The organism is Pseudomonas sp., assembly GCF_030684895.1.
Taxonomy (GTDB): Bacteria; Pseudomonadota; Gammaproteobacteria; order Pseudomonadales; family Pseudomonadaceae; genus Aquipseudomonas.
Genome location: NZ_JAUXXP010000017.1, coordinates 40,323 through 65,651 on the forward strand (window position 1 = coordinate 40,323; position 25,329 = coordinate 65,651).

Sequence of the window (25,329 nt, forward strand, 5' to 3'; positions counted from 1 at the left end):
ATTTACGGTGAACAGACTCCCATGCCAACGCTTGCCCATCGTGTCGCCGCCCTCTGCTTCGGCGTACTCTCCTGCCCGCTGCTGGCCCTGGCCGCCGAGCCGCAGCCGACCCACGAATTCAGCCTGGACAATGGCCTCAAGGTCATCGTGCGCGAAGACCATCGCGCCCCGGTGGTGGTCAGCCAGCTCTGGTACAAGGTTGGCTCCAGCTACGAGACGCCCGGCCAGACCGGCCTGTCCCACGCCCTCGAACACATGATGTTCAAGGGCAGCCGCAAGCTCGGCCCCGGTGAAGCCTCGCGCATCCTGCGTGAACTGGGCGCCGAGGAAAACGCCTTTACCAGCGACGATTACACCGCCTACTACCAGGTGCTGGCCCGTGACCGCCTGGCCGTCGCCCTGGAGCTGGAAGCCGACCGTCTGGCCAGCCTCAAGCTGCCGGCCGATGAGTTCGCCAAGGAAATCGAGGTAATCAAGGAAGAGCGCCGCCTGCGCACCGACGATAAACCGTCGAGCCTGGCCTATGAGCGCTTCAAGGCCATGGCCTACCCCGCCAGCGGTTACCACACGCCGACTATCGGCTGGATGGCCGACCTTGAGCGCATGACCGTCGAAGAGCTGCGCGCCTGGTACCAAGCCTGGTACGCGCCAAACAACGCCACCCTGGTGGTGGTCGGTGACGTCAGCGTCGCCGAGGTGAAGATCCTTGCCGAGCGCTACTTCGGCGCCATTCCCAAGCGCACCGTGCCCACGGCGAAAGCGCCGCGTGAGCTGGCCGCACCGGGCGAACGACGCCTCACCCTGCACCTGAAAACCCAGCTGCCGAGCCTGATGATGGGCTTTAACGTGCCTGGCCTGGCCACCGCCGAACAGCCGCGCCAGGTGCATGCCCTGCGCCTGGCCGCCGCCCTGCTCGATGGCGGCTACAGCGCCCGCCTGCCCACGCGCCTGGAGCGTGGCGAGGAACTGGTATCCGGCGCCTCTGCCTGGTACGACGGCTTCTCCCGTGGCGACAGCCTGTTCATCCTTTCCGCTACGCCCAACGTGCAGACCGGCAAGACTCTGCAGCAGGTCGAAGCCGGCCTATGGCGTGAGCTGGAAGACTTGAAAAATACCCCGCCAAGCGCCGAAGAGCTGGCCCGAGTGCGTGCACAAGTGATTGCCGGCCTGGTCTACGAGCGTGATTCGATCACCAGCCAGGCCACCGCCATCGGCCAGCTGGAAACCGTCGGCCTGTCGTGGAAGCTGATCGACCAGGAGCTGGCCGAACTGGAGGCTGTGACCCCGGCCGATATCCAGCAAGCCGCCAGCACCTTCTTTACCCGCGACCGCCTGAGCGTCGCCCATGTTCTGCCTGAGGAGAAGCGCAATGAGTGAGCGCAATGGCCTGCGCTACGGCCTGCTTGGCCTGGCGCTACTGATATTGCTGGCGCTGCTGGCCCTGGTGATCAACCGCCCGGATAGCAGTCCAACCCCGGCCCCGGCCCCGGCCGCCGAATCGACCCACATCGAATCCCTGGCCGCCCTTGGCGATCAGCCGCCTAGCCGCCGCGATCTGAATATCCAGACCTGGCAAACCGCCGAAGGCGCCAAGGTGCTGTTCGTCGAAGCCCGCGAGCTGCCGATGTTCGACCTGCAACTGACCTTTGCCGCCGGCAGCAGCCATGACGACGGCGTCGCCGGTCTGGCCATGCTGACCAACGCCATGCTCAACGAAGGCGTGCCGGGTAAGGATGTCGGCGCAATCGCCGCCGGCTTCGAAAACCTCGGTGCCAACTTCGGCAACGGCGCGTTCCGCGACATGGCCATCGCCAGCCTGCGCAGCCTCAGCGCGGCGGACAAACGCGAGCCGGCGCTGCAGCTGTTCAATCAGGTGCTCGGCCAACCGACCTTCCCAGAAGACTCACTGGCGCGGATCAAGAACCAGCTGCTGGCTGGCTTCGAATATCAGAAGCAGAACCCCGGCAAGCTGGCCAGCCTGGCGCTGTTCGAGCGCCTGTACGGCAACCACCCTTACGCGCACCCGAGCGACGGCAATGCGGAGTCGATCCCGACCATCAGCCGTGAGCAGCTGCAGGCCTTCCATGCCAAGGCCTACACCGCCAATAACGCGATTATTGCGCTGGTCGGCGACCTCTCGCGCAGTGATGCCGAAGCCCTGGCCAGCCAGGTATCCGCCGCACTGCCGCAAGGCCCGGCGCTGCAGCGTATCGCCCAGCCGGAAGTCCCTAAGCCGGGCCTGCAGCACATCGAGTTCCCGTCCAACCAGACCCACCTGATGATTGCCCAGCTCGGCATCGACCGCCGCGACCCGGACTACGCCGCGCTCTACCTGGGCAACCAGGTATTCGGCGGCGGTGGTTTTGGCACCCGCCTGATGACCGAAGTGCGCGAGAAACGCGGCCTGACCTATGGCGTCTACTCCGGCTTCAGCGCCATGCAAGCGCGCGGCCCCTTTATGATCACCCTGCAGACCCGCGCCGAACTCAGCGACGGCACCCTGCAACTGGTCAAAAGCATGCTCGCCGACTTTATCGCCAACGGCCCGACCGCTGATGAGCTGAACAACGCCAAGCGCGAGCTGGCCGGCAGCTTCCCGCTGTCCACTGCGAGCAATGCCGCTATCGTCGGCCAGTTGGGCTCCATGGGTTTCTATGACCTGCCGCTGAGCTACCTGGAAGACTTTATGCGCGACGTCGAAGCGCTGAGCGTGGAACAGGTCAAGGCCGCCATGGCCAAGCACCTCAACCCCGACGCCCTGGTGATCGTCACCGCCGGCCCGAGCGTGGCGCAGAAAGAACTGCCACCGCCCACCGACAACCCTGCCGAGCAACCCACTGGCGTCCCGGAGCACTGATGAGCAAGCGACCCAAACCGCCAAAAGCCAACCCCGCCCACAGCGGCGATGGCCAGCTGCGGATCATCGGCGGGCAATGGCGCTCGCGGCAGTTCAACTTCCCCATGGCGGCTGGCCTGCGACCGACACCGAACCGCGTGCGTGAGACGCTATTCAACTGGCTGGCGCCTTATGTCGAAGGCGCCAAGGTGCTCGACCTGTTCGCCGGCAGCGGCGCGCTGTTTCTCGAAGCGTTGTCACGCGGCGCCGGCAGCGCCCTGGCCCTGGACCTCAACCCAGCGGCTATCGCCAGCCTGCGCAGCCACCTGCAAACGCTGAACTGCGACAACGGCCAGTTGCAGCAGACCGACGCCCTGCTCTACCTGCAGAACCCGGCGGCGACGCCGTTCGATCTGGTGTTTCTCGACCCGCCGTTCAACCAGAACCTGCTGTTCCCCGCCTGCACCCTGCTGGAGCAGAACGGCTGGCTGGCGGCGGATGCCTGGGTCTACACCGAAAGCGAGAACTCACCCTCCAGCCTCGGCATGCCCGGCAACTGGCGCCTACACCGCGAACAGAAGGCGGGCCAGGTGTACTACGCGCTATGGCAGCGCACGGCTGCAGCCTGAGGCAAACTCCGGGCTTCACGTCGTGAAGCCCGGTCAGGTTCTGTTATTCGCCCCACTCATTTAGCTTCCGTTTCACCGCCTCAGGCCCTAGCCTGAGCGCTTTCCCAATCGATATTTGTCATGCAAACGTCCTTCAAGCCCGCCTGGTGGCTACCCGGCCCGCATCTGCAAACTCTGTGGAACCCGATGTGTCGCCAACCGGCGAAGCTTGAGCGCACGCGCGAACGGCTGTGGCTGGAGGATGGCGACTTTCTTGATCTGGACTGGCACGGCCCACACCAGGCCGATGCGCCGCTGGTGCTGGTGCTGCACGGTTTGACCGGTTCATCCGACTCGCTGTATGTGCTGGGCTTGCAGCAAAAATTAGCGACCCAGGGCTGGGCCAGCGTGGCGCTGAACTGGCGCGGCTGCTCCGGCGAGCCGAACCTGCTGGCCCGTGGTTACCACTCCGGCGCCAGCGAAGACCTGGCAGAAACAGTGCGCCACCTGCGTGCCCAACGGCCGATGGCGCCGCTGTATGCCGTGGGTTATTCCCTGGGCGGCAATGTACTGCTCAAGTACCTGGGGGAAAGCGGCGCAGAGAGTCAGTTGCAGGGCGCTGCGGCGGTGTCGGTGCCGTTTCGTCTGGATCAGTGCGCCGACCGCATCGGCATGGGCTTTTCCAGGGTCTACCAGAGCCACTTTATGCGCGAGATGGTGGCCTACGTGAAAGACAAACAGCGCCTGTTTGCTCACCGGGGCATGGCTGATCGGCTGTCCACCCTGGAGAAACTCGGCCCACTGGACAATATGCGCACCTTCTGGGATTTCGACGGACGCATCACCGCGCCGTTGCATGGCTACGCCGATGCCCAGGACTACTACCGCCGCGCCTCCAGCCGCTACTTCCTCGGCCAGATCGAGACGCCGACGCTGATTATCCAGGCCGCCGACGACCCCTTTGTGTTCCCGCACAGCCTGCCCGAAGCCAGCGAACTGTCGCCCAGCATCGAATTCGAACTGCACGCCCACGGCGGCCATGTCGGCTTTGTCGAAGGCAGCCTGGCTAAACCAGGCTATTACCTGGAACGGCGCATTCCACAGTGGCTGGCCGAGCAGGCCGCGAAACTCCTGTAGGGTGGATGACGCTCTTATCATCCACCCTACAGGACAGGTGATATTCGAGTGGTTGTGTAGGTGACGGTGGGCAAGCTTCGCGTTGCCCACCCTACGACTGAAACAACAACTCAACCCGTAGCCTGGATAAGCGCAGCGCAATCCGGGACAGCAACCCCGGATTGCGCCAAGGCTTATCCGGGCTACAAATTTGGCGACTCGTTCTTAGATCACCTGTTCCAGCGGCACATGCAGCTTGGCGTAGAGCGCCTCCACAGCCTCGCGTGCTTGCGGGGCGATATAACCGCCTTCCAACGTCAGCACCTGGTAGATGCCACGGCGCAGCATCTCTTGGCTGAGGTCGCCGGGATTGCCGCGAGTGGTGCAGAGAAAGCGCACCCAGGAGGTCATGATGATCCAGCTGTTGAGGGTCAGCGCCTCGATCTGTGGCGCATTCATCAACAGGATGCCGGCCTCGACAAAGCCCTGATAAATCTCCTGTGCACGCTGCAGACAGCGCTGCGAGAACAGCTTGTAGCGCTCGGCCAGCTCGGCGTCGCTGTCGAGCAGGTGCTCCAGATCGCGGTGCAGAAAGCGGTAGTGCCACATCGCCGCGAGCAGCGCTTCCAGATAGAAGGTTTTGTCCTGCACCGTCAGCGCGCGGCCTTCGGGGCGGCGCAGAAAGGTATCCACCTGGCTTTCGTAGAGGGCAAACAGCTCGGCGATGATCGCCTGCTTGTTGCGGAAGTGGTAGTACAGGTTGCCCGGTGAAATCCCCAGGTGCGCGGCGATATGGTTGGTGGTGACGCTGCGCTCGCCCTGGGCATTAAACAGCGCCAGGCTCTCCTGAATGATGCGTTCGCGGGTTTTCAGTGGGGCTGACATAACGGCTCGATCTCGGCTCAAAAGCCCGGCAAAGGTACACGCACCCGCCGCCAAAGTGTTACCTGCGCGCCTCTCAATCCTGCGCGCTAACTTTTCGTTGGGCTGCGTCCGTCGGCTGACAGCGCCATGCTATTTGACAGATTAGAGCAATTGCTCTAAAAATCCAGCACACCTTTTCTGCAGCGGCCTCAGCTCATCTGACGCACTGCATTGCTGGAATGCCGAGGAGTATCACCATGGTCGCCGACGTCGCCTACCTAGAACAAAGCCTGCAACGCAGCCAACAGCAGCTCAGCCAGTTGGAGAGCAGCTTTGCCCGTCAGCGCCAGGCGTTCAAGGCCAACCCCATGCCTTCGGCCGAGCAGCGCATCCAGTGGCTCAACGTGCTGCGCGATCTGCTCAGCAACCAGCGGGACGCGCTGATCAGCGCCATCTCCCAAGATTTCAGCAACCGCAGCGCCGATGAAACCCTGCTCGCCGAGCTGATGCCGAGCCTGCATGGCATCCACTACGCGACCAAGCGCATCAAGAAGTGGATGAAGCCTTCACGGCGTAGCGTAGGCATGCAATTTATGCCGGCTTCGGCCAAGGTCATCTACCAGCCGCTGGGCGTGGTCGGGGTGATCGTGCCGTGGACCTACCCGCTGTTTCTCGCCATCGGCCCACTGGTTGGCGCCCTGGCCGCCGGCAACCGGGTGATGATCAAGATGAGTGAGTCGACCCCGGCCACCTCGCAGCTGGTCAAGGATCTACTGGCTAAAGTCTTCCCCGAGGATCTGGTAACCGTGGTGCTGGGCGAGGCGGAAGTCGGCATGGCCTTCTCCAAACTGCCGTTCGACCACCTGCTGTTTACCGGCGCCACCAGCATCGGCAAGCACGTGATGCGCGCCGCCGCCGAGAACCTGACCCCGGTGACCCTGGAGCTGGGCGGCAAGTCGCCGGCCATCGTCTCGGCCTCCGTACCGCTGAGCGACGCCGCCGAGCGCATCGCCTTCGGCAAGACCATGAACGCCGGCCAGACCTGCGTCGCACCGGATTACGTACTGGTGCCGAAAGACCGCGTGGAGGGTTTTGTCGAGGCTTACCGCAATGCGGTGCAGAGCTTCTACCCGCAACTCAAGGACAACCCGGATTACACCGCAATCATCAACGAGCGTCAGCAGCAGCGCCTCAATGGCTACCTGCAGGACGCCGAGAGCAAAGGCGCGACCATTATTCCGCTGTACCCCGAAGCTCAGGGCCGGCGCATGCCGCAGGCCGTGCTGCTGAACGTGACCGATGAGATGAAGGTGATGCAGGACGAGATCTTCGGCCCACTGCTGCCGATCATCCCCTACGACAAGCTGGAAGATGCCTTCGCCTTTATCAATGAGCGCGACCGGCCACTGGCGCTGTACTACTTCGGCTACGACAAGAGTGAGCAGCAGCGCGTGCTGCACGAAACCCACTCCGGCGGCGTATGCCTCAACGACACCTTGCTGCACGTGGCCCAGGACGATATGCCATTCGGCGGCGTCGGCCCGTCCGGCATGGGGCATTACCACGGCCATGAGGGATTCCTCACCTTCAGCAAGGCCAAGGGCGTGTTTATCAAGCAGCGCTTCAACGCCGCCAAACTGATCTACCCACCCTACGGCAAGGCCCTGCAGAAGCTGGTGTACAAGCTGTTCGTTCGCTAACCCCAAATGGCCTGAATCGGTGATAACAATAAATGCACAACACCACGCTTGAAGCGCCGAACCTGACTCGGCGCAACCTGCTCAAGGTCGGCTTGATGGGCTCAGCCTTTCTCGCCACTGCCGGGCTGACTGCCAGCCTCAGCGGCTGTTCGGCGAGTACGCCGAAAGCCGGTTTTGCGGTAATCCGCGAGTCCGATCTGGCCTTTCTAAATGCCTTGATTCCGGTGATGCTGGCCGGCGCGGTAACGGCCGAGAAGATGCCGCAAGCAGTCGAAGGCACCCTCGCCAGCCTCGACTACAGCCTTAATCACGTCTCGCCGGAACTGCTCAAGCTGACCGTGCAGCTGTTCGACGTGCTGGCCATGCCGATCACCCGCGGGCCACTGACCGGCGTCTGGGGCAGCTGGGAAAACGCCTCAAACGCCGACGTGCAGGCCTTCCTCGAACGCTGGCAGAACAGCTCCATTGGCCTGCTGAAAATGGGCCACGCCTCGCTGCTGCAGTTGGTGATGATGAGCTGGTATAGCCGCGCAGAGTCCTGGGCGCATTGCGGCTACCCCGGCCCTCCGACGGTCTGACTAGCGGCTGGCTGCGCGTCGGCCAGGCGTTGTTGCAGATGCCTCGGACGGTGACTTGTCACCGAACGCCCGGAGGGCGGCCCGCAAGGGCGAGTGAAACGAGTACTGCTCATTTACAGCTCGTAAACTCCGCGTCCTCGCGCATCTGCGCCTAGCCTGACTCTAGCTCGCTCAACCTTTTATGCAGCGCGATCATAAAAAAGAGAACTTGAAATGCCTGTACCGGATAGTTTCAAAGAGGGCCTGGCCCGTGGCTGGAAGACCTATAACGGCTCGCGCCTGGACAGCGACCTGACCCTGGAAGCCGACGTGGCCATCGTCGGCAGCGGCGCCGGCGGCGGCACCACCGCAGAAATCCTCAGCGCGGCAGGCTTCAAGGTGCTGCTGATCGAGGAAGGGCCGCTGAAGACCAGCGACGACTTCAAGATGCTCGAAGACAAGGCCTACGCCAGCCTCTATCAGGAAGGCATCGGCCGCATGAGCAAGGATGGTGCGATCACCATCATGCAAGGCCGCGCGGTGGGCGGCACCACGCTGATCAACTGGACCTCAAGCTTTCGCACGCCCGCACCAACCCTGGAACACTGGGCCAAGGAGCACGGCGTCAAAGGCCATAGCCCCGAAGAAATGGCGCCCTGGTTCGAGCAGATGGAACAGCGCCTCGGCGTCGCGCCCTGGGTCGTGCCGCCGAATGCCAACAACGCCGTGATCAGCAGCGGCTGTGAAAAGCTCGGCTATGAATGGAAGGTCATTCCACGCAACGTGCGCGGCTGCTGGAACCTGGGCTATTGCGGCATGGGCTGCCCGACCAACGCCAAGCAGTCGATGCTGGTCACCACCATCCCCGCGACCCTGGATAAAGGCGGCGAACTGCTTTATCTGGCCCGCGCCAACAAGTTGCTGATCGACGGCGATCAGGTCACGGGCATCGAATGCCTCGGTATGGACGAGCGCAGCGTCGCCCCCAATGGCCGCACGATCACGGTCAAGGCCAAGCATTACGTACTCGCCGGTGGCGGCATCAACACCCCAGGGATTCTCCTGCGCTCGAATGCACCGGACCCGCACCAGCGCACCGGCAAGCGCACCTTCCTGCACCTGGTGAACTTCTCCGCAGCCTTGTTCGATCAGGTGATCAACCCCTTCTACGGCGCGCCGCAATCGATCTACTCCGACCACTTCCAATGGGATGACGGCACCGCTGGACGCCTGTCCTACAAGCTCGAAGTACCGCCGCTGCAGCCGGCACTGACCGCCACCCTGCTCGGCCGTTTCGGCATCGACAATGCCATGCGCATGGAGCAACTGCCCAATACCAACGTGATGCTGGCCCTGCTGCGCGACGGCTTCCACCCGGACAGCGCCGAAGGCACAGTGGAACTACGCGGCGATGGCAGCCCGGTGCTCGACTACCAGATGACCGACTACACTTGGGACGGCGTACGCCGCGCCTTCCATACCATGGCCGAGATCCAGTTCGCCGCCGGGTCCAAGGCGGTGCTGCCGCTGCATGCCGATGCCGGCTATGTGAAGACCCTGGCCGAGGCGAAAAGCCTGATCGACAACCTCAGCCTGGAGCTGTACCGCACCCGCCTCGGCAGTGCCCACGTCATGGGCGGTTGCGCCATGGGTGAAGACCCGCAGCAGGCCGTCACCGACAGCCTGGGTCGTCACCATCAACTGAGCAACCTGTCGATCCATGATGGCTCGCTGTTCCCCACCAGCATCGGCGCCAACCCGCAGCTGTCGATCTATGGTCTGACGGCCAAACTCGCGACAAAACTCGCCGAACGCCTCAAGCACGCCTGATATCAGGGTATTCACGGGCCATTCTGCGCCCGTGAATACCCTGGATAAGCCGCGGTCGACTTGGCCAAGGGGATGCGCTGCGCTACCATCCGACTCCCCAACGGACCCGCCAGGACGTCACGATGAATCGAGTGTTATACCCAGGCACCTTCGACCCCATCACCAAGGGGCACGGCGACCTGGTCGAGCGTGCCGCGCGGCTGTTCGACAGCGTGATCATTGCGGTCGCCGCCAGCCCGAAGAAGAACCCGCTGTTCAGCCTGGAGCAACGCGTCGAGCTGGCCCGGGAAGTCACCCAGCACCTGCCCAACGTTGAAGTAGTCGGCTTTTCCACCCTGCTGGCGCACTTTGCCAAAGAACAAGGCGCGAACGTATTCCTGCGCGGCCTGCGCGCGGTATCGGACTTCGAGTACGAATTCCAACTGGCCAATATGAACCGCCAGCTAGCTCCGGACGTGGAAAGCCTGTTCCTCACCCCGTCGGAAAAGTACTCGTTTATCTCCTCGACCCTGGTCCGCGAAATCGCCGCACTGGGCGGTGATATCTCCAACTTCGTGCACCCCGCCGTGGCCGCAGCGCTGACCGAGCGCTTCAAGCGCTAAGCCATTACCGCCAGGCCGCGTGCATGCGCGGCCCCGATGCGGCACAATTCGCGCCATAGTCTTTCTGCACACATCTAGGCTGCGCCCCAGAGCGGCAGCAGGAGTGGTTCTGTCATGTCCCTGATCATCACCGACGACTGCATCAACTGCGACGTCTGCGAACCCGAATGCCCGAACGCAGCGATTTCCCAGGGCGAAGAAATCTACGAGATCGACCCCAACCTGTGTACGGAATGCGTCGGCCACTATGACGAGCCGCAGTGCCAGCAGGTCTGCCCGGTCGATTGCATCCCGCTCGATGAGAACAATGTCGAGAGCAAGGATGAGTTGATGCAGAAGTACCTGATCATTACCGGTAAAGCATGAAGACCGGCCGCCTGATCCGCGGCCACCTCCCCTGGCGCCCTCTGCTCGGTGCGCTTGCTCTACTCTGCGCCCTTGAACTGCATGCCGCAGCTCAGCCTGAACGCATCGCCATTGCCAGCGCACATCCAGCCGCCACCGTGGCCGGCCAGGAAACCCTGGCCCTGGGCGGCAACGCCTTTGATGCTGCAGTGGCCATCAGCGCAGCGCTTGCGGTGGTCGAACCCTACGGCTCCGGGCTGGGCGGTGGCGGTTTCTTTCTACTGCGCGAAGCCGGCGAACACCCAATCTACCGCTTTCTCGATGCCCGCGAACGCGCGCCCCAGGCGGCGCATGCTGACCTGTATCGGGTCGACGGCGAAATTCGCAAAGACCTTTCGCTAAATGGCGCACTGGCCGCCGCCATTCCTGGCCTGCCGGCGGCACTGGTCGAGTTGGCCGAACGCTTTGGCCGCCTGCCGCTGCGCGACTCGCTGGCGCCGGCCATCCGCCTGGCGCACAGCGGCGTCAGCATCGACCGGGTTTACCGTGAACGCGCTGGCTGGCGCTTGGCTGCCATGCGCGACGACCCGGAAACCGCACGAATCTTCCTCGACAAAGGCGAAATACCCGAAGAGTTCGGCCTGCTGCGCCAACCGGAACTCGCCCGCACCCTGGAACAGCTGGGCACAAAGGGCCTTCAGGGCTTCTACGCCGGAACGGTGGCCACACAGTTGGTCAAGGCAGTGCGTGATGCCGGCGGCATCTGGACACTCAAGGACCTGGCCGACTACCGCATCGTTGAACGCCAGCCACTGCGCGTCCAGCTGGATCAAGGCCGCGAGCTGATCAGCGCACCACCGCCGTCCGCCGGCGGCATTGCCCTGGGGCAAAGCCTGCTGATGCTGCAACAACTGCCCTGGCAACAGGCTGATAGCGTGCAGCGCACTCACCTGATCGTCGAAACCCTGCGTCGCGCCTACCGAGATCGTGGTTTGCTGGGTGACCCGGACTTTGTCCGCAACCCGGCGCAGCAACTCCTGGCCCCGGCTTACCTGAAACAGCTGGCCAGCAGCATCGACCCACAACGCGCCACGCCGAGCGACAGCTTGCCGCCCAGCAAAACCTGGCAGGAAGGCGACCACACCACCCATTTCGCGGTGCTCGATACCGAAGGCAATGCGGTGGCCGCGACCCTGTCGGTCAACCTGCCGTTCGGCGCAGCCTTTACCGCACCCGGCACTGGGGTATTGCTGAACAATGAAATGGATGACTTTGCCGCCGATGTTCAGGGCTCTAATACTTACGGCCTGACTGGTAGTCAGGCCAACAGCATCGCTGCCGGCAAACGGCCGCTGTCGAGCATGAGCCCAAGCTTTATCGAAAGCGCTGAGGACTTCGCCAGCTTCGGCACGCCGGGCGGCAGCCGGATTCCCAGCATGGTGCTGCTGGCGATGCTGCAGTACCTGGATCAGCAACCGATTGAGCACTGGCCCAGCGTCGCGCGCTACCACCATCAGTTCCGTCCGGACCTGATCGAGCATGAGCCGGACACATTCAGCCCAGCAGAAATCACGGCGCTAGAAGCGCTCGGGCATCAATTGAAAGCAACCGGCAGGCAGTACGGCAATCAGCAGGTGCTGTACTGGGACAAGCAAGACGGGAAAGTTGCCGCGGCAAGCGATCCGCGCGGGATCGGTACTGCGGTGGTCACTCCAGCTGTACCGCAGTAATGCGGATAACTGACGCGCCTGATGAGAACGTCTCAGGGCTGCCCAACCAAACAGCGCGGCAGCCCAGAAGCAGGTAAAGCAATCAGTTCTGCTTGTAACCGCTGGTGGTGCAGCCCAGGCAGCGCACAAAAGCTTCCTTGCCTGGCTCAACGACCAGTGCATGGCCCGCTTCGCCAATATTGCCGCCAGCAGCCGTGAACGGCAGGCTCACCACAAATGCCACAGCACCGATGGCAGTTGCGCCAATCAGCAATGGCCGCGCAATCAGCAGATCGCCAATCATCGAAAAGGCTTTGGGTGCGTTAGCCGTATAAAGAGGGTCTCCGCTAGTGTTCTGCTGCGCTACGTCAGCATAAGCCGGCAGCGCCAGCAGGCCAGTGGTCAGCGCCAGAGCAGCAGCGGTTGAGCGGAACAGTTTCATGGGGCGATCCTTCAGCTATTAGGAGGCGGTAAGACTAACTATAACAGCGCATTGGTAATTGTCAGCGTGACGGCCGTCAATCGCCATAAAAGGCGTATTCAGGTTTTTTCGGAATAAAGGGCCGGTAAAACGCCAGAATCTCCTTGAGATCGGCCGTTTCATCCCCCGTAGGCATAAAGGTCGGGCCGATAAAAACCCGCTTGTTCTGATAGTCCAACGCCCCCAGCACAATAGGTACGCCTGCGCCGAGGGCGATGTGATAGAAGCCCATCTTCCAGCGCTCGACCTTCTTGCGCGTGCCTTCCGGCGAGAGGATCAGCATAAACTGCTGATGTTCGCTAAAGGCCCGCACTGCCTGCTCAACCGTATTGCCCTGACGTTCGCGGCGGATGGCGATACCACCCCACAGCCGCATCAGCGCACCAAAGGGCCAGCGGAAGATTGTGTGCTTGCCAAACCAGCGGGCATTTAGACGCAGCACGAATTTCACTGCGATAAAAATCACAAAGTCCCAATTGGAGGTGTGGTGCGCGCCGATCACCACAAACTTGTCGAGCTTCGGCAGCTGGCCTTCGATACGCCAGCCCATCAGTTTCATCGCCACACGGCCGACCCACTCAGCCAGAGGGTTGCGGGGCAGATAGTTACCGGACATCAAAAAACCTCGGTCTTTCTTATTGTTGTGTAATCGGTTCGGGCAGACAGGCCAAATCTAGCCCGACGAAAAATCCCTAGCGTTGGCAGCGCGGACAATAAACACTGGCGCGCTGGCCCAGTTTGACCTCGCGCAGGGTGCTGCCGCAGTGCTTGCAGAATTCACCGCCGCGCCCGTAGACGAACAGTTCCTGCTGGAAATACCCAGGCTGGCCATCGCCGCCGACAAAGTCACGCAGCGTCGTACCGCCGCGCTCGATGGCATGGGCGAGGATGCGCTTGATCTCATCCGCCAGCTTTACGTAGCGCGCCCGCGACACCGAGCCAGCCTCTCGGCGCGGATCGATGCCCGCAGCAAACAGCGCCTCGCTCGCGTAGATATTGCCGACCCCAACCACCACGGCGTTATCCATGATAAAGGGCTTGATCGCCATGGCTCGACCACGCGACAGCTGGAACAATCGCTCGCCATCGAACAACTCGGTCAACGGCTCCGGCCCCAGCTTGCTGAGCAGCACATGGCTCAACGGATCACGGCTCCAGAGCAGTGCGCCGAAACGCCGCGGATCGGTGTAACGCAGGGCCAGGCCGGACTCCAGCTCGATATCCACATGTTCATGCTTGGCCGCCGGCAGCCCCGCCTCGACCAAACGTAGACTGCCGGACATACCCAGATGGCTGATTAAACTGCCGGTTTCGGCCTTGATCAACAGGTACTTGGCGCGCCGCTCGACGCACTCGATACGCTGCCCAGACAGCTGGACATCCAGGTCTTCGGGGATCGGCCAACGCAGCCGACGTTCGCGCACGATCACCCGGCTGACGCGCTGGCCTTCAAGGAACGGCGCGATGCCACGGCGAGTGGTTTCTACTTCAGGAAGTTCTGGCATAACGAGTGATCAGCTGAGCAATCCGAGCGGGCACCTACCTTAGCAGGATCGCCCCGCAGCGACGAGGCAGCCTGCTAACTTGCCCCAAGGTCGCGAATGCTCTCGCGCAGGTTCTCGAAGTCATAACCGGACAGGCCGACATACTCCAGCACCAGCTGCTCGATGCTCTGCCACTCATGGTCGTCCGGCTGATTGCCCAGCACCAGATGGCTTTCACAGATGTGCTCGGCCATCTTCAGAATCGCCAGCAGGGTTTTCAGCTGCGCATCGCGACTGGCGTCCTCGGTGAAAATCGCCAAGGCGTTGTGGTGGCTGGCAATCGCCTCGCACAGGTGCAGCGGGAGGTTCCACGACTTGGCGGTGAAGTAGCCGACCACCGCGTGGTTGGTGTTGAGCAAACGGTTTTCGGTATCCACCACGCGGCGCTCGCCAGTGGCGCTGGCGTAGGCCTCCTCGAGCACGTTCATGTAATTGGGGAAACGCTTGATCATCAGCGGAATGCCGCAGTTGTGGAACAAGCCGAGGGTGTAAGCCTCATCCGGCGAGTGGTAGCCGATGCGCTTGGCCAGGGTCAGGCAGGTCATGGCCACATCCTGGGCGGTGTCCCAGAAACGGTTGAGGGTGACGATGGCCTCATCAGTCAATTCGCCACGGATCGACTGCGCATTGATCAGATTGATCACCGTGTTGCAGCCCAGCAGGTTGACCGCCTGCTGGATCGAGGCGATGCGATTGGCCAGGCCGAAAAACGGCGAGTTCACCAATTTCAGCAGTGCGCCGGACAGGCCGGGGTCCTGCCCGATCAGCTTGGCGATGGCGCGCAGATCAGGGCTCGGCATCACCTGCTCCATCTGCAAATCCACCATGATCTGCGGCTGCGGCGGCACGCTGATGCCCTGCAGCACTTGCTGGATATATTCGGCGGAAAGCTCTTGGGACATGACAGGAACAACCGGAATGAGAAGTGATGAACAGTCTAGCTAAACCCCCAGCACTTCCACAGGCGACTTTTGTAACCGCCGTAAGGCCAGCGAACCAGCTATAATTCCGCTCTTTTTTCGGAGTCCCCAGCATGTCCCTGCCCAGCCTGCGCCTGAAAGCCAACGCCGATCGACGCCTGCGCGCCGGCCATCTGTGGGTCTACAGCAACGAAATCGACGTCGCCGCCACCCCGCTGAGCGGTTTCCAGGCTGGCGATCAGGCCATTCTCGAGGCGACCGGCGGTAAGCCGTTAGGCGTCGTCGCGATGAGCCCGAACAACCTGATCTGCGCGCGCCTGCTGTCGCGTGACGTCAAACACGTGCTGGACAAATCCCTGCTGGTGCACCGCATCAACGTCGCCATGAGCCTGCGCGAGCGACTCTTCGACAAGCCCTGCTATCGCCTGGTGTACGGCGACTCCGACCTGCTGCCGGGCCTGGTGGTCGACCGCTTCTTCGACATTCTGGTGGTACAGCTGGCTTCCGCCACCATGGAGCGGCACAAGGATGACGTGCTCGCCGCGCTGATTCAGGTGTGCAAACCCAGCGGCATCCTGCTCAAGAACGACTCCGCCGCCCGCGATGCCGAGGGGCTGGCGCGCTATGTGGAAACCCCGTTTGGCGTGGTGCCGGAGTGGGTCGCCCTGGAAGAGAACGGCGTGAAGTTTGAAGCGCCAGTGATCGAAGGGCAGAAAACCGGCTGGTTCTATGACCACCGCATGAACCGCGCGCGCCTGGCGCCCTACGTCAAAGGCAAACGCGTACTCGATCTGTTCAGCTATATCGGCGGCTGGGGCGTGCAGGCTGCAGCCTTCGGCGCCAGCGACGTGATGTGCGTGGATGCCTCCGGCTTCGCCCTCGACGGCGTGGAGCGCAACGCCGCACTGAACGGTTTGACCGACCAGGTCGCCTGTGTGGAAGGCGATGTATTCGAGGCGCTGAAACAGCTCAAGGCCTCGGAAGAGCGCTTCGACGTGATCGTCGCCGACCCGCCCGCCTTTATCAAACGCAAGAAAGACCAGAAGAACGGTGAAGGCGCGTATCGCCGTCTTAATGAACAGGCGATGCGCCTGCTCAACAAGGACGGCATCCTGATCAGCGCCAGCTGCTCCATGCACCTGGAAGAAGACAACCTGCAGAACATCCTGCTGACCAGCGCGCGTCACCTGGACCGCAATATCCAGCTGCTCGAACGCGGCGCCCAAGGCCCGGATCACCCAGTCCACCCGGCCATCAACGAGACCCGCTATATCAAGAGCCTGACCGTGCGCCTGCTGCCCAATAGCTGAGCACCTGCACCTGCCGAGTGCGTGTCGGCAGGTGCTTCTTTCTCTCCCGCGCTGTTACCACTCCCCACACCTACCTGGCGCAACCCCGCGCCTGGGCTAGGCTTACCCCCCAGCACTGCAGCGCCCGCGATGTACCGCAGCGGTCTGGCACAGTGCTTGCGTAACTTGAACATTCAAACAAGTTCCCGCTGCACCATCGAGGCGGGGCTGCGAATTCAAGCATGCAGATAACGGTCACAAGCTGCTGTCTGTTCAGAGCACATTTGGGGAGGGGTATGGCTGACCTGGCTGGGGACAAACCGTTCCTGCAATTCACCAACGTCAAGAAGACGTACGACCACAAGAATCTGGTGGTCAAGGATTTCAATCTGGATGTGGCCAAGGGCGAATTTATCACCCTGCTCGGCCCTTCCGGCTCGGGTAAAACCACCTGCCTGATGATGCTCGCCGGGTTCGAGGACGTAACCAGCGGCGAGATCCTGATCAACGGCCGTTCGGTCACCAGCATCGCACCCTACCAGCGCAATATCGGCATGGTGTTCCAGCAGTACGCGCTGTTCCCGCACATGACCCTGCGTGAAAACCTCGCCTACCCGCTGAAGATCCGCAAGCAGCCCAAAGAGGTGATCCGCGCCAAGGTCGATGAGTACCTGTCGCTGGTCGAGCTGCTGGATTTCGGTAACCGTTTTCCCGGACAACTCTCCGGCGGCCAGCGCCAGCGCGTGGCCCTGGCCCGCGCGCTGATCTTCGCCCCCGACATCGTGCTGATGGACGAACCGCTGGGCGCGCTCGACAAGAAGCTGCGCGAGCAGATGCAGTTCGAGATCAAGCGCCTGCACGAGCAGCTCGGCTTTACCGTGATCTACGTGACCCACGACCAGACCGAAGCGCTGACCATGAGCGACCGCATCGCCGTATTCAATAACGGCATCGTTCAGCAGTGCGCGCCGCCCCATGTGCTCTACGAGCGTCCGGCCAACCTGTTCGTCGCTGACTTTATCGGCGAGAGCAACAAGCTCAAGGGCGTGATCCAAAGCGTCGGCGAGGACAGCGTGCAGGTGCGCCTGGACGACGGCGCCATGGTCAGCTCGCTGAAGGCCAACTGCACGGAAGTCGGCCTGCCCACTACGGTGTCGATCCGCCCGGAAAAACTCAGTTTTACCGACCGTCTGGGCGCCGCCGGCAACCAGGTCATGGCGCGTTTCGTCACCCGCCACTATGTCGGCGAATACATTCGCTACCACTTCGAAACCGCCGATGGCACCGAGTTGGTGGTGAAAAACATGAATGACAGCAGCGCCCCGCAACTCAGTGCCAAGGAAGAAGTCGCCCTGGCCTGGCTGCCGCAAGATAGCCAGGCCCTGGATCGCCCCGTAACAACCCCCTGACCTATAAGAAGCAATGGAGCACAGCAATGGCTAGAACACTGACCACCCGCTTTTCCACCTTCGCTTTAGCTGCCGCGCTAGGCACGGCAAGTTTCGCCGCCAGCGCGCAGGAGACTCTGACCGTGGTGTCATGGGGCGGTGCCTACGGCGCGGCCCAACAGAAACACGTGATCGACCCGTTTATGAAAGACACCGGCAACAAGGTGCTGTTCGAGGACTACACCGGCGGCGTGGCCGAGATCAAAGCACAGGTCGAGTCCGGCAATATTCAGTGGGACGTGGTCGACTTCGAGGTGATCGACCTTGAACGCGCCTGCTCCGAAGGCCTGCTGGAAAGCATCCCACGCGACATCCTGCCGCCAGGTGTAGACGGCGTGCCGGCCGAGAAGGACTTTATCCCCGAAGCCCTGGCCAGTGAGTGCGCGGTCGGCAATATCGTCTGGTCGGTGGTGTTCGCCTACAACGAGAAAACCATCGGCGGCACCAAGGCTGCGAGCATCAGCGATTTCTTCGACACCAGCAAAATCCCTGGCAAGCGCGCCCTGCGCAAACGCCCACAGGTGAATATGGAATGGGCGCTGCTGGCTGACGGCGTGCCGCCGGCCGAAGTCTATGACGTGCTGTCTACCCCGGAAGGCCAGGCCCGCGCCTTCGCCAAGCTGGACACCCTCAAGAAGGACATCGTCTGGTTCGACTCCTGGTCGCAGGCGCCACAACTGCTCAACGATGGTGGCGCGGTGCTGGTGCAATCGGCTAACGGCCGCTTCTATGACGCCATCCGCCAGGAAAACAAACCTTTCGTTATCGTCTGGGACGGCCACGTCTACGACCTCGACGCCTGGGCCATCGTCAAAGGCTCGCCGAAGAAAGACCTGGCACTGAAATTCATTGCCTACGCCACCGGCTCCACCCCACTGGCCGGCATGCCGGACGTGGCCTACGGCCCCACCCGCAAATCCTCCATGCCGCTGGCCGACCAAAGCGCCGCACCGCACCTGCCGACCGCTCACCTGAGCAAAGGCATCCAGGCCGGTTCGGACTTCTGGGCTGACTATGGCGAATCCCTCGGTGAGAAATTCAACGAGTGGCTATTGAAGTAACCCGCTATGACCCCTCTCCAGCAGGAGAGGGGTCAGGATTTTCGGAGTAACGCCTTGTCCTCCCTCACGTCTACCGAAGCCAGCCAAGCCTCCAGCGCCCGCAACAAGAAACGCCTCACCGCCTTTCTGTTTGTCGTGCCGCTGCTGGTGTTTATCCTGCTGAGCTTTGTCGCACCGATTGCCAGCATGCTCTGGCGCAGTGTCCACCATCCGACGGTGGCCGCCCTGATTCCGCTGACCCTGAGCGAGCTGCAACGCTGGGACGGCAAAACGATTCCTGATGAGAAAACCCTGAGCGTATTCGCCCAGGAGCTGCACAGCCTGGCCAAAGAGCGCCAGTCCGGCAAACTGGCCGAAGAGTTCAACCGCGCCTCGGCGGGCATGTCCAGCGTGGTCAAGGCCAGCGCACGTAAGCTCAGCCGACTGCACGATGCGCAACTGCAGCAAGAGGGCGCCGACACCTTGCTCAAGTCTCACCGCAACTGGAGCAAGCCGGAAATCTGGTACGCCATCCAGCGCGCGGGCAAACCCTATACCTATGACTACTACCTGACCGCGCTCGACCTGGAACTGCACCCCGAGCAGGGCATTCAGGTACGCGAAGACACGCAGATCTACCTGCAGCTGTACAGCAAGACCCTGAGCATGGCCCTGGTCATCACCATTTTCTGCGCGCTGCTTGGCTACCCACTGGCCTACTACCTGGCCGGCCTGCCGGAGAACCGCGCCAATCTGCTGCTGGTGCTGGTGCTGCTGCCGTTCTGGACCTCGCTGCTGGTGCGCACCACGGCCTGGATCGCCCTGCTGCAGACCAACGGGGTGATCAACTCCTTCCTGCTCGGCATCGGCGTGATTGGTCAACCCATCGAGATGCTCTACACCTCGTTTGCCACCGTGGTGGCGATGACCCATATCCTCTTGCCGTTTATGATCCTGCCGCTGTACAGCGTGATGCGCGGGATTGACCCCAGCTACCTGCGCGCGGCGCTGTCTCTGGGCGCACGGCCGATCCCGGCGTTCTTGCGCATCTACTTTCCAATGACTCTGCCGGGCCTGAGCGCCGGCGCACTGCTGGTATTCATCATCTCGGTTGGCTACTACATCACCCCGGCACTGGTCGGCGGCACCGATGGGCAGATGATCAGCAACATCATCGCCTTCCATATGCAGCGCTCGAACAACTGGGAACTGGCCGCTGCGCTGGGCTCCTTGCTGCTCGGTCTGATCCTGCTGCTGTACTGGCTGTACGACCGCTTTGTCGGCGCCAGCAATATCAAGCTGGGATGAACATGCTTAGATTCTTTTGCCGCGCGCACCGTAGCCCGGATGAAATCCGGGACGCGCACCTCGCCACGACACCGCCCCCGGATTGCATCCGGGCTACCCCTTCGTCCGACTGTTTGACACTGGACGCTTGCCTATGAAGATTCCCGCCTACTACGGTTTCTGGCACCACCTCGGCGCCTGGCTGCTGAAGACTAGCTCCTGGCTGGTGCTGTTGTTTCTGATCCTGCCGATCCTGGTGATCATCCCGCTGTCATTCAATGTCGAGCCGTTCTTCAGCTTTACCGAAGGCATGCTCACCCTGCAGCCCGAGGCCTATTCGCTGCGCTGGTACACGGCCATCTTCAACGACGACAAGTGGTTGCTGGCGATCAAGAACAGCTTTCTGATCGGCATCTTCGCCACCCTGATCGCCACCGTGCTTGGCACCTGTGCGGCAGTGGGGCTGGCGCGCGACGATATGCCGATGCGCCGGCTGATCACCGCGCTGCTGCTGTCGCCGATGATCGTGCCGCTGATCATCACCGCCGCCGGGATGTTCTTCTTCTATTCGGATCTCGGCCTGGCTGGCAACTACCTCGGGGTGATCATCGCCCACGCCGCGCTGGGTACGCCGTTTGTGATCATCACCGTCACCGCTACCCTCACCGGCTTCGACTACAGCCTGGCCCGCGCCGCGCTGAACCTGGGGGCCACACCGCTGCGGGTGTTCTTCGACATCATCATGCCGCTGATCCGCCCCGGGGTGATTTCCGGCGCACTGTTCGCCTTTATCACCTCGTTCGATGAGGTGGTGGTAATCCTGTTTATGGCCGGCCCACAGCAACGCACCATCCCCCGGCAGATGTTCTCGGGCCTGCGCGAGCAGATCAACCCGAGCATCTTGGCCATCGCCACCCTGCTGATTCTGGTGTCCATCGCCCTGCTGGTGACCATCGAACTGCTGCGCCGCCGCGCCGAGCGCATGCGTGGGATTGAGCTGATCGAGTAATCCCTGCCCCGCATCGTTCAGGCTTGCTGAACCTGACCTGAACGACTGCGGCAAAGCCTCTACAACCGGTTGACCGGCCACCCCTCGCTGCCTACCATCGCGCCGCCGCATAAGCGGTATCAGAGATCAGACCTTAATGGACCTTCCCAGTTATTGCCCCTTAGCGGCTACAACTTGGCAACCGGCGTACCCGTCAGCGGCACGTCTGCGGGCCCGTATCAGCACGGTCTGATTACGGCTCTCCAGGCGCCCATGGCGCGTGCCCAGGAGAGCAACAATGAATGTCTTCACCCTTGCGCAAAACCTGCGCTTCGCCCTGCAACAGAACGACCCAGGCAGCGCCCTGGCAGCCGTGCACAGCCTGCGCCCGGCCGACCTCGCCGACACCCTCGACCTGCTGGAAACCCACCAGGCCTGGCAAGTGCTCGAGCAATTGCCAGGCAAACGCCGCGCCGAAGTCTTCGGCTACTGCGCCACACCGCAACAATTGGCGCTTAGTCACCACCTGCAACGTGCTGAGCTGGTAGAGCTGGTCGCCGCCATGTCTGCCGACGAACGTGCCGACCTGTTCAATCAGATGGATGACGGATTGCGCGCCACCTTGCTGCCCGCCTTGGCCCAGGCCGAACGCGAAGACCTGTGCAAGCTGGCCGAATACCCCGAAGGCTGCGCCGGCGCACTGATGACATCGGCCTACGCCACTCTGGCAGTCGGCCTGAACGCCGCACAGGCCATCGACAGCCTGCGCCATGCCGCCCCGGACGCCGAAACCCTGTACCAGAGCTATGTGGTGGATGAACAGCGACGCCTGCTCGGCACCGTATCACTGCGCCAGCTGATCCTCGCACCGGCCGACACACCGATCAGCCAGCTGATGGTGCGCGAGATGATCAGCGCCCAGGTCAACACGTCCCAGGAGCAGGTGGCCAAACTGATCGAGCGCTATGACCTGCTGGCGCTACCGATCACTAATGGCGGCGCGCAACTGGTGGGTATCGTCACCTACGACGACGCAATGGATGTGGTCACCGCAGAAGCCACGGTGGACTTCCACAAAGGCGCGGGCGTCAGCACCCTGATCGGTAACCTGAAGGACGCCAGCATCAGCCTGCTCTACCGCAAGCGGGTGTTCTGGCTGGTATTGCTGGTGTTCGGCAACCTGTTTTCCGGAGCCGGTATCGCCGCCTTTGAAGACGTGATCGCGGCCAATATTGCCCTGGTGTTCTTCCTCCCGCTGCTGGTCGACAGTGGCGGCAACGCCGGTTCGCAATCGGCCACCCTGATGGTCCGCGCCCTGGCCACTGGCGAGGTGGTGCTGCGTGACTGGCTCGGCTTGCTGCGCCGCGAATGTGTGGTGGCGTTGGCGCTGGGCATCACCATGGCTGTTGCCGTATCGCTGCTCGGCCTGCTGCGCGGCGGCCCGGAGATCGCCCTGGTGGTCGCCAGTAGCATGGTGGTGATTGTCATAGTCGGCAGCCTGATCGGCATGAGCCTGCCCTTCGTGCTGCACCGCCTGGGCCTCGATCCCGCCACCGCCAGCGCCCCGCTGATCACCTCAATCGCCGACGCCTCCGGCGTACTGGTGTACTTCGCCATCGCCAGCCAGGTACTGAGCCTGAACTGAGCCCACAGGTAGCTGGCCGCAATCGGCCAGCCGCCTGCCTTGGCATGCCTTGCGGCGTGCGGGAGAACGAGATGAACAACCTATTGATAGTCGCCAGCGACTGACAGAACCCGCACCACTGGGCATACCGGCCTTCCTTGCGAGCGCGCCGAAAAAGCAGGCCGTTGAAAAACGTAGGCGAGGCAGGCAAGGCAAGGCAAGGCAAAAACAGGCGAGGACGGACTGGGCTCGCACGCGAGTTTACGAGCTGTAAATGAGCATTCCGAGCCTGTTTTTAACGCCGCATTGCCAACGTAGGTAGTTTTTCAACGGCCTGCTAGAATCGGCGCTCTCCTGCCCTATCCAGGCGGACCTTGTAGCCCAGCCACGCCAGCGCCCACCCCGCGCCAGGCAGCGCCCCGGCCCGGTAAATGCGCACTTGCGTTTGCCTTGGGCCTGAACCCGGCTCAACATACGCAGCAACAGCCCGTTGCCCGCACAGCGCCTTCGCCGTGCACGCGTGACCTGAATAGCCTTTGCAGGATTTATCGCCATGCCTGATTACCGCTCGAAGACCTCCACCCACGGCCGCAATATGGCCGGCGCCCGTGCCCTGTGGCGTGCCACCGGGATGAAGGACGAAGACTTCAAGAAGCCGATCATCGCCATCGCCAACTCCTTTACCCAGTTCGTGCCCGGCCACGTGCACCTGAAGGACATGGGCCAGCTGGTTGCCCGCGAGATCGAGAAACACGGCGGCGTGGCTAAAGAGTTCAACACCATCGCGGTCGATGACGGCATCGCCATGGGCCACGACGGCATGCTCTATTCGCTGCCGAGCCGCGAGATCATCGCCGACTCCGTGGAGTATATGGTCAACGCCCACTGCGCCGACGCCATCGTCTGCATCAGCAACTGCGACAAGATCACCCCCGGCATGCTGCTGGCCTCCCTGCGCCTGAATATCCCGGTGATCTTCGTTTCCGGCGGGCCGATGGAAGCGGGCAAGACCAAGCTGGCCAGCCACGGCCTGGACCTGGTCGACGCCATGGTGATCGCCGCCGACGATTCGGCCAGTGACGAAAAAGTCGCCGAATACGAGCGTAGCGCCTGCCCGACCTGCGGCAGCTGCTCCGGCATGTTCACCGCCAACTCGATGAACTGCCTGATGGAAGCCTTAGGGCTCGCCCTGCCGGGCAACGGTTCCACTCTGGCCACCCACAGCGACCGCGAGCAGCTGTTCCTGCAAGCCGGGCGCACTGCCGTCGAGCTGTGCAAACGCTACTACGGCGAGAACGATGAGTCGGTGCTGCCGCGCAACATCGCCAACTTCAAGGCGTTCGAGAACGCCATGACCCTGGACATCGCCATGGGGGGCTCGACCAACACCATCCTGCACCTGCTGGCGGCCGCCCAGGAAGGCGAAGTCGATTTCGACCTGCGCGATATCGACCGCCTGTCGCGCAAAGTGCCGCAACTGTGCAAAGTGGCGCCGAACATCCAGAAGTACCACATGGAAGACGTGCACCGCGCCGGCGGCATCTTCTCCATCCTCGGCTCGCTGGCTAGAGGCGGCCTGCTGCACACCGACCTGCCGACCGTACACAGCAAGACCATGAGTGAGGCCATCGCCAAATGGGACATCACCCAGACCGACGATGAAGCCGTGCACACCTTCTTCCGCGCCGGCCCAGCCGGCATCCCGACGCAGACCGCGTTCAGCCAGAGCACCCGCTGGGACACCGTGGATGATGACCGCGAAAACGGCTGCATCCGCAGCGTCGAGCATGCGTACTCGCAAGAAGGCGGCCTGGCCGTGCTCTACGGCAATATCGCCGTCGACGGCTGTGTAGTGAAAACCGCCGGCGTGGATGAGTCGATCCATGTCTTCGAAGGTAACGCGAAGATCTTTGAAAGCCAGGACAGCGCCGTACGCGGCATCCTCGCCGACGAAGTGCAAGCGGGTGACATTGTCATCATCCGCTACGAAGGCCCGAAAGGCGGCCCGGGCATGCAGGAAATGCTCTATCCGACTTCCTATCTGAAGTCCAAAGGCCTTGGCAAAGCCTGCGCCCTGCTCACCGACGGCCGCTTCTCCGGCGGCACCTCGGGCCTGTCCATCGGCCACGCCTCGCCGGAAGCCGCAGCAGGCGGCGCCATCGGCCTGGTGCGCGAAGGCGACAAGATCCTGATCAATATCCACGAGCGCTCGATCAACCTGCTGGTAAGTGATGAAGAGCTGGCCGCACGCCGCGTGGAACAGGACAAGAAAGGCTGGAAGCCGGTGGAAGTGCGCCCGCGCAAAGTCACCACAGCGCTCAAGGCCTACGCCCTGCTCGCCACCAGCGCCGACAAAGGTGCAGTGCGTGACAAGGCCCTGCTGGACAAGCTGGTGCCGTAAGTCAGTCGCTGTAAACAAAACCCGGCTCAATGCCGGGTTTTTGCTTTTATAGAAAGGATCAATGACACCTGCAGTGCAGATAGCTTGAGGCACTACACAGCCTAAATGTTCCAGGCTCATCCTCTGTGCCTGAAAAAAGG

At 62.4% G+C, this 25,329-nt stretch carries 22 protein-coding genes; 17 read left to right on the forward strand and 5 right to left on the reverse strand.

The annotated features are described in order from the left end of the window. Positions 1-21 precede the first annotated feature (21 nt). The 4 genes from Q8M42_RS03475 (at position 22) to Q8M42_RS03490 (ending at position 4,581) form a co-directional block, all read left to right on the forward strand. Positions 22-1,377: a pitrilysin family protein gene (locus Q8M42_RS03475; RefSeq protein WP_304870197.1), complete on the forward strand. Its 1,356-nt coding sequence runs from the start codon at positions 22-24 to the stop codon at positions 1,375-1,377. Further along, positions 1,370-2,857, forward strand: coding sequence for a pitrilysin family protein (locus Q8M42_RS03480; RefSeq protein ID WP_304870199.1), 1,488 nt, complete (start codon positions 1,370-1,372; stop codon positions 2,855-2,857). Before Q8M42_RS03475 ends, Q8M42_RS03480 begins: the two co-directional genes overlap by 8 nt. Continuing rightward, a complete protein-coding gene (gene rsmD, locus Q8M42_RS03485; RefSeq protein ID WP_304870201.1) occupies positions 2,857-3,465 on the forward strand; it encodes a 16S rRNA (guanine(966)-N(2))-methyltransferase RsmD in 609 nt (202 codons plus the stop codon). The genes Q8M42_RS03480 and rsmD overlap by 1 nt, the downstream gene beginning before the upstream one ends. A gap of 120 nt (positions 3,466-3,585) precedes the next feature. Further along, positions 3,586-4,581, forward strand: a complete 996-nt coding sequence (locus tag Q8M42_RS03490) for a hydrolase (RefSeq protein WP_304870203.1) — start codon at positions 3,586-3,588, stop codon at positions 4,579-4,581. 204 nt (positions 4,582-4,785) lie between these two features. On the opposite strand, the gene Q8M42_RS03495 is transcribed toward Q8M42_RS03490, so the two are convergent. After that, positions 4,786-5,445, reverse strand: a complete 660-nt coding sequence (locus Q8M42_RS03495; RefSeq protein ID WP_275960353.1) for a TetR/AcrR family transcriptional regulator — start codon at positions 5,443-5,445, stop codon at positions 4,786-4,788. Between the two features lie 236 nt (positions 5,446-5,681). Here Q8M42_RS03495 and Q8M42_RS03500 point away from each other — a divergent pair, with 236 nt between their 5' ends. From Q8M42_RS03500 to ggt, 6 genes are all read left to right on the forward strand, one after another. Then, a complete protein-coding gene (locus Q8M42_RS03500; protein WP_305283389.1) occupies positions 5,682-7,124 on the forward strand; it encodes a coniferyl aldehyde dehydrogenase in 1,443 nt (480 codons plus the stop codon). A gap of 32 nt (positions 7,125-7,156) precedes the next feature. Next, the gene (locus Q8M42_RS03505) at positions 7,157-7,702 is read left to right on the forward strand and encodes a twin-arginine translocation pathway signal protein (protein ID WP_304870207.1); all 546 of its coding nucleotides are present in this window, start codon (positions 7,157-7,159) and stop codon (positions 7,700-7,702) included. Positions 7,703-7,915: 213 nt separating this feature from the next. Then, on the forward strand, positions 7,916-9,511 hold the full coding sequence (locus tag Q8M42_RS03510) for a GMC family oxidoreductase (RefSeq protein WP_304870208.1): 1,596 nt from the start codon (positions 7,916-7,918) through the stop codon (positions 9,509-9,511). A gap of 122 nt (positions 9,512-9,633) precedes the next feature. Further along, positions 9,634-10,113 (forward strand): pantetheine-phosphate adenylyltransferase, encoded by a 480-nt coding sequence (gene coaD, locus Q8M42_RS03515; RefSeq protein ID WP_160013623.1) that lies wholly within the window; start codon positions 9,634-9,636, stop codon positions 10,111-10,113. A gap of 114 nt (positions 10,114-10,227) precedes the next feature. Next, positions 10,228-10,479: a YfhL family 4Fe-4S dicluster ferredoxin gene (locus Q8M42_RS03520; protein ID WP_090250215.1), complete on the forward strand. Its 252-nt coding sequence runs from the start codon at positions 10,228-10,230 to the stop codon at positions 10,477-10,479. Then, complete coding sequence (ggt, locus tag Q8M42_RS03525) at positions 10,476-12,188, forward strand: gamma-glutamyltransferase (protein ID WP_370692752.1); 1,713 nt, start codon at positions 10,476-10,478, stop codon at positions 12,186-12,188. The genes Q8M42_RS03520 and ggt overlap by 4 nt, the downstream gene beginning before the upstream one ends. An 82-nt stretch (positions 12,189-12,270) precedes the next feature. Here ggt and Q8M42_RS03530 read toward each other — a convergent pair whose 3' ends face one another. The 4 genes from Q8M42_RS03530 to Q8M42_RS03545 all read right to left on the reverse strand — a co-directional run bounded on the left by Q8M42_RS03530 (position 12,271) and on the right by Q8M42_RS03545 (position 15,040). Next, the gene (locus Q8M42_RS03530) at positions 12,271-12,609 is read right to left on the reverse strand and encodes a multidrug transporter (RefSeq protein ID WP_090380255.1); all 339 of its coding nucleotides are present in this window, start codon (positions 12,607-12,609) and stop codon (positions 12,271-12,273) included. A 76-nt stretch (positions 12,610-12,685) separates the two neighbouring features. Then, on the reverse strand, positions 12,686-13,264 hold the full coding sequence (locus Q8M42_RS03535; RefSeq protein WP_304870214.1) for a lysophospholipid acyltransferase family protein: 579 nt from the start codon (positions 13,262-13,264) through the stop codon (positions 12,686-12,688). A gap of 76 nt (positions 13,265-13,340) precedes the next feature. Then, the gene (gene mutM, locus Q8M42_RS03540; protein ID WP_304870216.1) at positions 13,341-14,153 is read right to left on the reverse strand and encodes a bifunctional DNA-formamidopyrimidine glycosylase/DNA-(apurinic or apyrimidinic site) lyase; all 813 of its coding nucleotides are present in this window, start codon (positions 14,151-14,153) and stop codon (positions 13,341-13,343) included. A 74-nt stretch (positions 14,154-14,227) separates the two neighbouring features. After that, a complete protein-coding gene (locus tag Q8M42_RS03545; protein ID WP_304870427.1) occupies positions 14,228-15,040 on the reverse strand; it encodes an HDOD domain-containing protein in 813 nt (270 codons plus the stop codon). Between the two features lie 185 nt (positions 15,041-15,225). Between Q8M42_RS03545 and Q8M42_RS03550 the strand changes: the two genes are divergently transcribed. The 7 genes from Q8M42_RS03550 (at position 15,226) to ilvD (ending at position 25,189) form a co-directional block, all read left to right on the forward strand. Beyond that, the gene (locus Q8M42_RS03550) at positions 15,226-16,422 is read left to right on the forward strand and encodes a class I SAM-dependent rRNA methyltransferase (protein WP_304870218.1); all 1,197 of its coding nucleotides are present in this window, start codon (positions 15,226-15,228) and stop codon (positions 16,420-16,422) included. A 275-nt stretch (positions 16,423-16,697) separates the two neighbouring features. Next, positions 16,698-17,810: an ABC transporter ATP-binding protein gene (locus Q8M42_RS03555; protein ID WP_304870220.1), complete on the forward strand. Its 1,113-nt coding sequence runs from the start codon at positions 16,698-16,700 to the stop codon at positions 17,808-17,810. A gap of 26 nt (positions 17,811-17,836) precedes the next feature. Further along, positions 17,837-18,910: an ABC transporter substrate-binding protein gene (locus Q8M42_RS03560; RefSeq protein ID WP_304870222.1), complete on the forward strand. Its 1,074-nt coding sequence runs from the start codon at positions 17,837-17,839 to the stop codon at positions 18,908-18,910. A 54-nt stretch (positions 18,911-18,964) separates the two neighbouring features. After that, positions 18,965-20,197: an ABC transporter permease gene (locus Q8M42_RS03565; RefSeq protein ID WP_304870225.1), complete on the forward strand. Its 1,233-nt coding sequence runs from the start codon at positions 18,965-18,967 to the stop codon at positions 20,195-20,197. A 133-nt stretch (positions 20,198-20,330) separates the two neighbouring features. Next, complete coding sequence (locus Q8M42_RS03570; protein WP_275960340.1) at positions 20,331-21,185, forward strand: ABC transporter permease; 855 nt, start codon at positions 20,331-20,333, stop codon at positions 21,183-21,185. A 277-nt stretch (positions 21,186-21,462) separates the two neighbouring features. Beyond that, positions 21,463-22,809 (forward strand): magnesium transporter, encoded by a 1,347-nt coding sequence (gene mgtE, locus Q8M42_RS03575; RefSeq protein ID WP_304870228.1) that lies wholly within the window; start codon positions 21,463-21,465, stop codon positions 22,807-22,809. A 532-nt stretch (positions 22,810-23,341) separates the two neighbouring features. After that, entirely contained in the window at positions 23,342-25,189 is a 1,848-nt protein-coding gene (ilvD, locus tag Q8M42_RS03580) for a dihydroxy-acid dehydratase (RefSeq protein ID WP_304870230.1), read from the forward strand. The last annotated feature ends 140 nt before the right edge of the window (positions 25,190-25,329 follow it).

Excerpts from the sequence above, each read along its gene's own strand:
- Q8M42_RS03555 (WP_304870220.1), top strand. The coding sequence starts at position 16,698 with ATGGCTGACCTGGCTGGGGACAAACCGTTCCTGCAATTCACCAACGTC.
- Q8M42_RS03560 (WP_304870222.1), top strand. The coding sequence starts at position 17,837 with ATGGCTAGAACACTGACCACCCGCTTTTCCACCTTCGCTTTAGCTGCC.
- Q8M42_RS03530 (WP_090380255.1), bottom strand. The coding sequence starts at position 12,609 with ATGAAACTGTTCCGCTCAACCGCTGCTGCTCTGGCGCTGACCACTGGC.
- Q8M42_RS03510 (WP_304870208.1), top strand. The coding sequence starts at position 7,916 with ATGCCTGTACCGGATAGTTTCAAAGAGGGCCTGGCCCGTGGCTGGAAG.
- Q8M42_RS03570 (WP_275960340.1), top strand. The coding sequence starts at position 20,331 with ATGAAGATTCCCGCCTACTACGGTTTCTGGCACCACCTCGGCGCCTGG.
- mutM (WP_304870216.1), bottom strand. The coding sequence starts at position 14,153 with ATGCCAGAACTTCCTGAAGTAGAAACCACTCGCCGTGGCATCGCGCCG.
- coaD (WP_160013623.1), top strand. The coding sequence starts at position 9,634 with ATGAATCGAGTGTTATACCCAGGCACCTTCGACCCCATCACCAAGGGG.
- Q8M42_RS03505 (WP_304870207.1), top strand. The coding sequence starts at position 7,157 with ATGCACAACACCACGCTTGAAGCGCCGAACCTGACTCGGCGCAACCTG.
- Q8M42_RS03490 (WP_304870203.1), top strand. The coding sequence starts at position 3,586 with ATGCAAACGTCCTTCAAGCCCGCCTGGTGGCTACCCGGCCCGCATCTG.
- Q8M42_RS03475 (WP_304870197.1), top strand. The coding sequence starts at position 22 with ATGCCAACGCTTGCCCATCGTGTCGCCGCCCTCTGCTTCGGCGTACTC.
- Q8M42_RS03480 (WP_304870199.1), top strand. The coding sequence starts at position 1,370 with ATGAGTGAGCGCAATGGCCTGCGCTACGGCCTGCTTGGCCTGGCGCTA.
- Q8M42_RS03550 (WP_304870218.1), top strand. The coding sequence starts at position 15,226 with ATGTCCCTGCCCAGCCTGCGCCTGAAAGCCAACGCCGATCGACGCCTG.
- Q8M42_RS03500 (WP_305283389.1), top strand. The coding sequence starts at position 5,682 with ATGGTCGCCGACGTCGCCTACCTAGAACAAAGCCTGCAACGCAGCCAA.
- ilvD (WP_304870230.1), top strand. The coding sequence starts at position 23,342 with ATGCCTGATTACCGCTCGAAGACCTCCACCCACGGCCGCAATATGGCC.
- Q8M42_RS03495 (WP_275960353.1), bottom strand. The coding sequence starts at position 5,445 with ATGTCAGCCCCACTGAAAACCCGCGAACGCATCATTCAGGAGAGCCTG.
- Q8M42_RS03520 (WP_090250215.1), top strand. The coding sequence starts at position 10,228 with ATGTCCCTGATCATCACCGACGACTGCATCAACTGCGACGTCTGCGAA.
- Q8M42_RS03535 (WP_304870214.1), bottom strand. The coding sequence starts at position 13,264 with ATGTCCGGTAACTATCTGCCCCGCAACCCTCTGGCTGAGTGGGTCGGC.
- rsmD (WP_304870201.1), top strand. The coding sequence starts at position 2,857 with ATGAGCAAGCGACCCAAACCGCCAAAAGCCAACCCCGCCCACAGCGGC.
- ggt (WP_370692752.1), top strand. The coding sequence starts at position 10,476 with ATGAAGACCGGCCGCCTGATCCGCGGCCACCTCCCCTGGCGCCCTCTG.
- mgtE (WP_304870228.1), top strand. The coding sequence starts at position 21,463 with ATGAATGTCTTCACCCTTGCGCAAAACCTGCGCTTCGCCCTGCAACAG.